Annotated in this window: 7 protein-coding genes; 2 read left to right on the top strand and 5 right to left on the bottom strand. The window is 72.4% G+C overall.

The window, feature by feature from the left end; translation table 11 throughout:
• Positions 1–26: 26 nt before the first annotated feature.
• Positions 27–812, bottom strand: a complete 786-nt coding sequence (ddaH, locus tag L7D48_RS23465; protein WP_237882193.1) for a dimethylargininase — start codon at positions 810–812, stop codon at positions 27–29.
• A gap of 494 nt (positions 813–1,306) precedes the next feature.
• Here ddaH and L7D48_RS23460 point away from each other — a divergent pair, with 494 nt between their 5' ends.
• Complete coding sequence (locus tag L7D48_RS23460) at positions 1,307–2,044, top strand: bifunctional DNA primase/polymerase (RefSeq protein WP_237882191.1); 738 nt, start codon at positions 1,307–1,309, stop codon at positions 2,042–2,044.
• Positions 2,045–2,092: 48 nt separating this feature from the next.
• Here the strand turns inward: L7D48_RS23460 and L7D48_RS23455 are convergent, their stop codons facing one another.
• The 4 genes from L7D48_RS23455 to map form a co-directional block, all read right to left on the bottom strand.
• Complete coding sequence (locus L7D48_RS23455; protein WP_237882189.1) at positions 2,093–3,079, bottom strand: hypothetical protein; 987 nt, start codon at positions 3,077–3,079, stop codon at positions 2,093–2,095.
• Positions 3,080–3,245: 166 nt separating this feature from the next.
• Positions 3,246–4,907, bottom strand: a complete 1,662-nt coding sequence (locus tag L7D48_RS23450) for a cellulase family glycosylhydrolase (protein ID WP_237882187.1) — start codon at positions 4,905–4,907, stop codon at positions 3,246–3,248.
• A gap of 146 nt (positions 4,908–5,053) precedes the next feature.
• Positions 5,054–5,719, bottom strand: coding sequence for a heme oxygenase (biliverdin-producing) (locus L7D48_RS23445; protein WP_237882185.1), 666 nt, complete (start codon positions 5,717–5,719; stop codon positions 5,054–5,056).
• Positions 5,720–5,842: 123 nt separating this feature from the next.
• Positions 5,843–6,700 (bottom strand): type I methionyl aminopeptidase, encoded by an 858-nt coding sequence (map, locus tag L7D48_RS23440; RefSeq protein WP_237882183.1) that lies wholly within the window; start codon positions 6,698–6,700, stop codon positions 5,843–5,845.
• 53 nt (positions 6,701–6,753) lie between these two features.
• Between map and L7D48_RS23435 the strand changes: the two genes are divergently transcribed.
• Positions 6,754–6,981 (top strand): hypothetical protein, encoded by a 228-nt coding sequence (locus L7D48_RS23435; RefSeq protein ID WP_237882181.1) that lies wholly within the window; start codon positions 6,754–6,756, stop codon positions 6,979–6,981.
• The last annotated feature ends 296 nt before the right edge of the window (positions 6,982–7,277 follow it).

The following is a 7,277-nucleotide window of genomic DNA, read 5'->3' as shown; positions in this document are numbered from 1 at the left end:
ACCCCGAACCGGCCGGCGGCCCCGGATCAGCCGCGCAGCTCCGCCGTGCAGCACTTCACACTGCCGCCGCCCTTGAGCAGCTCCCCCAGATCGACGCCGACCGGCTCGTAACCGCGCTCGCGCAGTGGCTCGAACAGCCCCACCGCCGCCTGGGGCAGCAGCACGTGGTGCCCGTCGCTGACCGCGTTCAGACCGAAGGCGCGGGCGTCGGCCTCCCCGGCGACGACCGCGTCGGGGAAGAGCCGGGCCAGTACCGCCCGGCTACCGGGCGAGAACGCCTCCGGGTAGTACATGACGGCGTCGTCGCGGGTGTCGTCCAGCACGCACAGCGCCGTGTCCAGGTGGTAGAAGCGCGGATCCACCAGATCCAGGCCGACGACCGGGCGGCCGAAGAACTCCTGCGCCTCGGAGTGGGACAGCGGACTGCTGCGGAAGCCGCGCCCGGCCAGCAGCCAGGACGCGGTGACGGCGAAGTCCCCCTCGCCCTCGTTGACGTGCTCCGGCTCGCGCACCTCGGCGAAGCCGTGCGCCCGGTACCACTCCCGGTGCGCCGCGGCCTCCCGCGCCCGCTCCGGATGGGCGAAGCGGGCGCCCAGCACCCGGCCGTCCACGACGAGCGCGCCGTTGGCGGCGTACACCATGTCGGGCAGCTCCGGGTCGGGCGCCAGCTCCTCGACGGTGTGGCCGAGCGAGCGGTAGGTGTCGCGCAGGGCCTCCCACTGGGCCACGGCCAGCGGGAGGTCCACGGGCTTGGCGGGGTCCATCCACGGGTTGATGGAGTAGGTGACCGCGAAGTACGCCGGTGGGCACATCAGATAGCGGCGGGGTGTGTACACGAAGGGCTCCTCACAGGATCGCTGTGTGCCGGAGGTGTCGCGCTGTGTCAGCACATCGTCCACCCGGCCGGGCCTCCCTGTCCTGTCCGGGAGGAGGATTTCCGCTGTACGGAGCAGGGCGGTCTCACGGCGGGCCGGACGGACCGGTCGGGCCGGGCCTGCTGTGACCATCGCGACCACCGTTCGATTACTCATCGGGGGCGCGGAAGGAGCAGGATGGAGAAGGCCGTCCGGGATCCGCGGATTCCGCCCGGCCGAAGGCGCTCGGTTTCGTACCCTCGAAACCCACGGCTCAGGTCGCGCGTGGGGCGGTACGCGATCTCCGCTCCCCTCCCGTGAGGAGAGGCTTTTCCAAGTCGGAGGTCGCTGCCCGGCCCGCCCCGACGCCCCGCGGGACCGGCCGAGCACCGCAAACCAGGGAAGCGATTCCCCCACAGGCCGAGGCCGGTGGTCCCAGCGCTAGGAGTCCGATGGAACGCGAAAGCAGATTCTCCCGGTGGCTGCGCCGACGCTCCCGCGGCGGTGCGCACGCGAGCGCCGTGCGGGAAGCGGCCCGCGTCCGGGAGGACCTGCTGCTGACGGCCGCCGCCGCCGGCTTCCCCCTGGCCCCCGCCGCGCACCCCGAGGGCTACGGCTGTTCCTGCGACCGCATCGGCTGCCCCACCCCCGGCCGGCACCCGGTCTCCTTCGCCTGGCAGACACAGGCCACCACCGACCCCGAGCAGATCGCCCGCTGGGCCGCCGGCCAGCCGTCGGCCAACTTCATCACCGCAACCGGCCGCACCCACGACGTGCTGGACGTGCCCGTGGGCGCGGGGCGGGCCGCGCTGGAGCGGCTGGAGGCCGAGGGCGTCGAGGTCGGGCCGGTGGCGGTGTGCGGCACCGACCCCCGGACGGGACGGATGCTGTTCTTCACCGCCACCCGAGGCACCCCGGACGACGAGGACGAGTGGTGGCCGTGCGAGCTGGACTGCCACCCCGAGACCCTGGAGGACCATCCGGGCCTGCGATGGCACTGCCGCGGCAGCTACGTGCTCGTACCCCCCGCCCGGCTGCCCGGCGACGACTCCGATTCGGCGGTGGGCTGGCTGCGCGCCCCCGAGCGCCCGCTGCCCGACCCGCTGACGATGCTGGAGGCGCTGACGGACGCGTGCGCCACGCACGCGCAGGAGGAGCCGGACCACGCCGCCCCCTGGCCGGTGCGCTGACGCGCCGGGGCCCAGGTCACCACCGGGCCACCGGGGCCGCCGCCCGGATCACTCGCCCTTGGCGCCCGTCAGGCGCTGGAGGCGGTAGACGAGCGTGACCTTCGGGTCGCCGGCGTCGGCCGGAGGCACGGCCGCCGCCTGGAGGCCGAGGCGGACGTACGTCACCGACTGCTGCGGCGTGCCCTCCATCAGGGCCTTGACGTAGGGGTCCTTGACCTGCGGCTTGTAGCCCTGGGGGACGGTCTGCCGCATCTGGTGGTGAGTGGTGAAGAACACCAGCGCCCCGCCGTCCCCGGTGCGCAGACCCACCGGCGCGAACCGCGCGTCCTTGGCCGGGAGGTCGGCCCACTGGGTGCGGGCGCCCGGGTTCGCCGCCGTCTTCTTCCGCTCCTGGCGCAGGCCGCTGGTGGCCGGCCCGTCGGCGAAGGTGTCGCCGCCCTCGCGCAGATAGTCCGTGTACGCCTCGCCCAGGTCCTTCGGCGCGACGGCCAGCCGGGCCGACGCGCCGGTGGGGACGGCCTCGACGTGGCCCTCGTCGTCCTCGGCGAACTCCGGCACGGCGGATGCGTCCAGCACCGACAGGTACGACGCCTTCCACTTCTCCTCGACGCCGTCGCGGGTGAAGACCAGCAGCCAGCGTTTGCCGGGGCTCTGACTGGAGGCGGTGTCGGCGACGAAGAACTTCGGCCAGCCCGCCTGCCGCGGTATCAGGAAACGGGCATCGGTCAGCTCCAGGTCCCGGTGGTCGGGGCTGCCGTCCGGGTGGACGGCGCGGCGGGCCCGCAGCCCGGCCTGGTCGACGGCGCCCAGCGCACCCGTCTCGATGGTGGCGTTCAGGGAGGCGTCGTGGGTGCGGTTGGCCTCGTTGTTGGTCTCGGTGAAGTGGTCGAGGACCTTCGCCGCCTCCGCCTCGGTCACCGCCGGGACCACGGCCCTCTCGCCGTGCACCGTGACGCAGCCCGGCAGCACCGCCACAGCGGCCAGCGCCGCCGCGAGCACCACCGCACGCCTGAGCCCGCGCGCCTTCGTCCGCACTCTCCTCGACCCCTCCCGGACCATCACGAGGCTTCCTCGGCCCGAACCCTACCGGTGCCCCGCGGGGGCCGGGCGACGGGATGGGCCGGCCCGGGACACAGCCTGCCCGGCCCCGCCCCGGGCCGGTTCGAAGGGGCGGGGCCGGGCAGCCGTCACACCCGCCCGGTCAGGACACCGCGCAGGCGGAGCCGTCGAGTGTGAACGCCTCCGGAGCGGTGTTGCCGCCCCGCCAGGTACCGGTGAAGCCGATGGTCACCGAGCCGCCCGCCGGGATGTTCGCGGTGTACGAGGCGGGCTCGACGGTGACGGCCGCCCCGCTCTGGCTCGGGGTGCCGCCCCACATGTTGGTGATGGTCTGGCCGTCGGCGAACCGCCAGCCCAGCGTCCAGCCGCTGATCGCGGACGCGCCGGTGTTGCGGACGGTCACCTCGCCCTGGAAGCCGCCCTGCCACTGGCCGACGATCCGGTAGCCGACCGAGCAGGCTCCCGGCACGGGGTCGCCGCCCCGGCTCGTGGTGACCTCCACCGTCGCCGAGCGCTCGGAGCGGTTGCCGGCCGCGTCCCGCGCGTACACCGCGAAGGTGTAGGAGGTGCCGGCCGTCAGCCCGGTGAGCTGCGCCGAGGTGCCGGTGACGCTCCGCACGGCCGTCTCGGAGGCTCCGTCGACGCGCACCACGTCGTATGCGGTCACCCCGGTGTCGTCGGAGGAGGCCGCCCAGGACAGGGTGGCGCCGGTGGAGGTCACACCGGAGGCCACCGGGGTGCCGGGCCGGGTGGGTGCGGTGGTGTCGCCCGGGCCGCCGGAGCCGCCGTATACGGTGGCCTCCTTCGCGGTCGCGGCGATGCCGTTCGCGCCGTTGAACAGGCGCTCGCCCCAGCTCGTCATGGCGTCCGGGTCGAAGCCCTCGACCATGTCCAGGTACTCGACGCCGCCGCCGTTGCCGCTCCAGGACCAGCCCAGGTAACCCAGGCCGAGCTGTTCGGCGGTGGCCAGGATCGCGTCCTCGTCCGGGTTGCCGTCACTGTGGTCGTGCCCGAACTCGCCCACCACGATCGGCAGTCCGGCGTCGGTGAAGCGGCCCAGGTAGTCGCGCACCTCGGCGGCGGTGTCGAAGACGCCGTACATGTGGATGGAGAACACGGTGTTGCGGTCGGGGTCGGCGGCGAAGACCGACTCGGCGTTGTCGCGCATGGTGAACGACCAGTCCTGGCCCCAGTTGGGGGCGTCGACCATCAGCGCGTGGTCGAAGCCGGCGTCGCGCAGCTTGCCGATGGCGCCCCTGGTGTCGTCGGCCCAGTTCTCGTAGCCGCTGTTGCCGTGCGGCTCGTTGCCGATGTTGACGACGATGTAGTCCTCCTGGCCCTCCAGCGCGCTCTTGACGCTGATCCAGTAGTCCGCGGCCCGGTCCAGGGAGGCCGCGCCGCTCTGCTCGCCGTAGCCGGTGGTGTCGTGCACCTCCAGCACGCAGATGAGGCGGTTGGCCTTGCACTCGGAGACGACGTTCGCCACGTCGGAGGCGTCGTTGCGCGTCCAGCGGTCGCCGCTGCTGAGCACGACCCGCACGGTGTTGGCGCCCTTGGCCTTGATGTGGGCCAGGGAGTCGAGCTCGCCGGTGAACCAGGTGTGGGCGTGGTTGACGCCCCGCATCACGAAGTCGTTGCCGTTGCCCTCCAGCAGGCGCCCGCCGCTGACGTGGAGGCCGGGGGCGGCAGTGCTCCCGGTGGTCCCGGACGCGGCCTGCGCGCTGTGGCCCAGGCCGGACAGCGGCAGCAGTAAGCCGAGCAGGGCGCCCGAGACGGCGGCCCTGCGGGTGGTGCGTGGTCTCATCTGTCACTCCAGTGAACCGTATGGCTGACAACGATGTCAGACCGGCGGGACGCGAACACCCGGCAGTCTGGCGTGGAAGCGCTCCCAACCAACCGCCACCGCCGACGCCGCGTCAAGAGGTGCGACACGAATCGGTTCCGGAACCGTCAGGCGCTGAGCGGGAACTCCTCGCCCAGCTCGCGGAAGACGGCGGTGTTCAGCGCGAAGGCGCGGCGGCACTCCTCGGCGATCCGCTGCTTCTCCAGATCGTCCGCCGGCACCGCGTCCAGCGCCGCCCGGTACTCGCGCTTGAACGCGGCCGGGTTGTCGATGCCCTCGAAGACGTAGAAGCGCACGCCGTCGCCCTTGCGCGCGAAGCCCCAGGCCTTCTCGGCCTTCCCCCGGATGATCTGGCCGCCGGACAGATCACCCAGATAACGGGTGTAGTGGTGCGCGACGTAACCGCCCGGCCACCGGCCGGCCAGCTCGGCGACCCGCCCGGCGTACGCGGCGGTCGCCGGCAGCGGGACCAGCGACCCGCGCCAGCCCTCCCCACCGTGCAGATGGGTCAGGTCGCGCTCCAGAGCGGCGGTACGGGCCAGCTCGGGCCACAGGAACGGCCCTGCCACCGGATCACCGGCCAGCCCCTGAGCCCCGTCCTCCAGGGCGCGGTAGACGAACCAGAGCTGCTCGGTGTAGCGCCGGTACGCCTCCACCCCCAGCCTGCCGCCCAGCAGGGCGCCCATGAACGCGGAACCCTCCGCCTCCGTGTGCTGCTGCCGGGAGGCCTCACGGATGAGGACGGAGAACGGAGTCGTGGCGGACGCGACCAAGGCGGGCCTCCGGGGACCAGACGGCGTAAGAGGACGGCGCCACGGAAGCACCGCCGGACCCGACCGATTCTCGCCGACCCGGCCCGCAAGTCAACGGCTTGCCGACAGCTTGTCGGAAAACAGTCAGGGCAGTGTCAGGATCTCCGCCCCCGAGTCGGTGACCACGAGCGTGTGCTCGAACTGCGCCGTCCGCTTCCGGTCCTTGGTCACCACCGTCCAGCCGTCCTCCCACATCTCCCACTCGTGGGTGCCCAGCGTCAGCATCGGCTCGATGGTGAACGTCATGCCCGGCTTCATCACCGTCGTCGCCCGCGGGTCGTCGTAGTGGGGGATGATCAGACCGGAGTGGAACGAGCTGTTGATGCCGTGCCCGGTGAAGTCGCGCACCACCCCGTAACCGAAGCGCTTGGCGTACGACTCGATGACCCGGCCGATGACGTTGATCTGCCGGCCCGGCCGCACCGCCTTGATCGCGCGGTTCAGCGACTCGCGCGTCCGCTCCACCAGCAGCCGCGACTCCTCGTCCACGTCCCCGCACAGATAGGTGGCGTTGTTGTCGCCGTGCACACCGTGGATGTACGCCGTCACGTCCAGGTTCACGATGTCCCCGTCGCGCAGCACGGTGGAGTCCGGAATCCCGTGGCAGATGACCTCGTTGACCGAGGTGCACAGCGACTTGGGGAACTTCCGGTACCCCAGCGTCGAGGGGTAGGCGCCGTGGTCGCACAGGTACTCGTGCGCGACCTCGTCGAGCTTGTCGGTGGTCACGCCGGGAGCGATGTGCTTGGCGGCCTCCGCCATGGCGCGGGCGGCGATCCGTCCCGCGATCCGCATCTTCTCGACCGTCTCGGAATCCTGCACCTCGGGACCGGTGTACGGCGTCGGGGCGTCCTTGCCCACGTACTCCGGGCGGGGGATCGAGGCGGGCACGCCGCGGTGCGGGGATACGGTGCCGGGAACGAGAAGCGACTGGCCAGACATGTGCGCGAGTCTAACCGTGATAGGCGACGCCCCGGCAGGGCAGCATGAACCACATGGCACTCTTCAAGCGCAAGGCGACAGGCAAGTCCGGCGAGTGGTTCTACTGCCTCGCACACCATACGGTCGAGGAAGGCCCCGAGTGCCCGGCCAAGGACCGCCTGGGGCCGTACTCGTCGCGCGCCGAGGCCGAACAGGCGATGGACACGGCGCGCGAGCGCAACGAGCGGTGGGAGAACGATCCGCGCTGGAACGAACCCGCCCCGCGGGACGAGACCGAGTGAGCGGCGCCCGGCGCCGCGTCCGGCCACCGGCGCGGAACCCGGCGCCGTCCCCGCGCCGACCACGCGCTCGCACCCGGACAACGTGCCCGTACCGCCCCCGGCCCGGCCCACGCCGGACCCGCAGCCGGGCGACGGCGGGAGGGGACGGGTAGGGGCGGACGTTCCGGACACTCCGGGGTTCCCCATGCCGAAGGCCAGGGGCGTGATTTGCGGCCAATGAGTGCTTCACATAACGGTGCACGGCAACGGCCGTAAATCATGCCGTCCGGAATGTTCGCCCCGGACCGGCCCCGACC

The organism is Streptomyces sp. ICN903 (assembly GCF_022015835.1).
Classification (GTDB): Bacteria; Actinomycetota; Actinomycetes; order Streptomycetales; family Streptomycetaceae; genus Streptomyces; species Streptomyces fenghuangensis.
This window is presented reverse-complemented; position numbering and strand designations above follow the sequence as displayed.

Bases quoted from the DNA above. Each gene is read 5' to 3' on its own strand.
- ddaH (WP_237882193.1), bottom strand. From the start codon at position 812: ATGTGCCCACCGGCGTACTTCGCGGTCACCTACTCCATCAACCCGTGG.
- L7D48_RS23450 (WP_237882187.1), bottom strand. From the start codon at position 4,907: ATGAGACCACGCACCACCCGCAGGGCCGCCGTCTCGGGCGCCCTGCTC.
- map (WP_237882183.1), bottom strand. From the start codon at position 6,700: ATGTCTGGCCAGTCGCTTCTCGTTCCCGGCACCGTATCCCCGCACCGC.
- L7D48_RS23460 (WP_237882191.1), top strand. From the start codon at position 1,307: ATGGAACGCGAAAGCAGATTCTCCCGGTGGCTGCGCCGACGCTCCCGC.
- L7D48_RS23435 (WP_237882181.1), top strand. From the start codon at position 6,754: ATGGCACTCTTCAAGCGCAAGGCGACAGGCAAGTCCGGCGAGTGGTTC.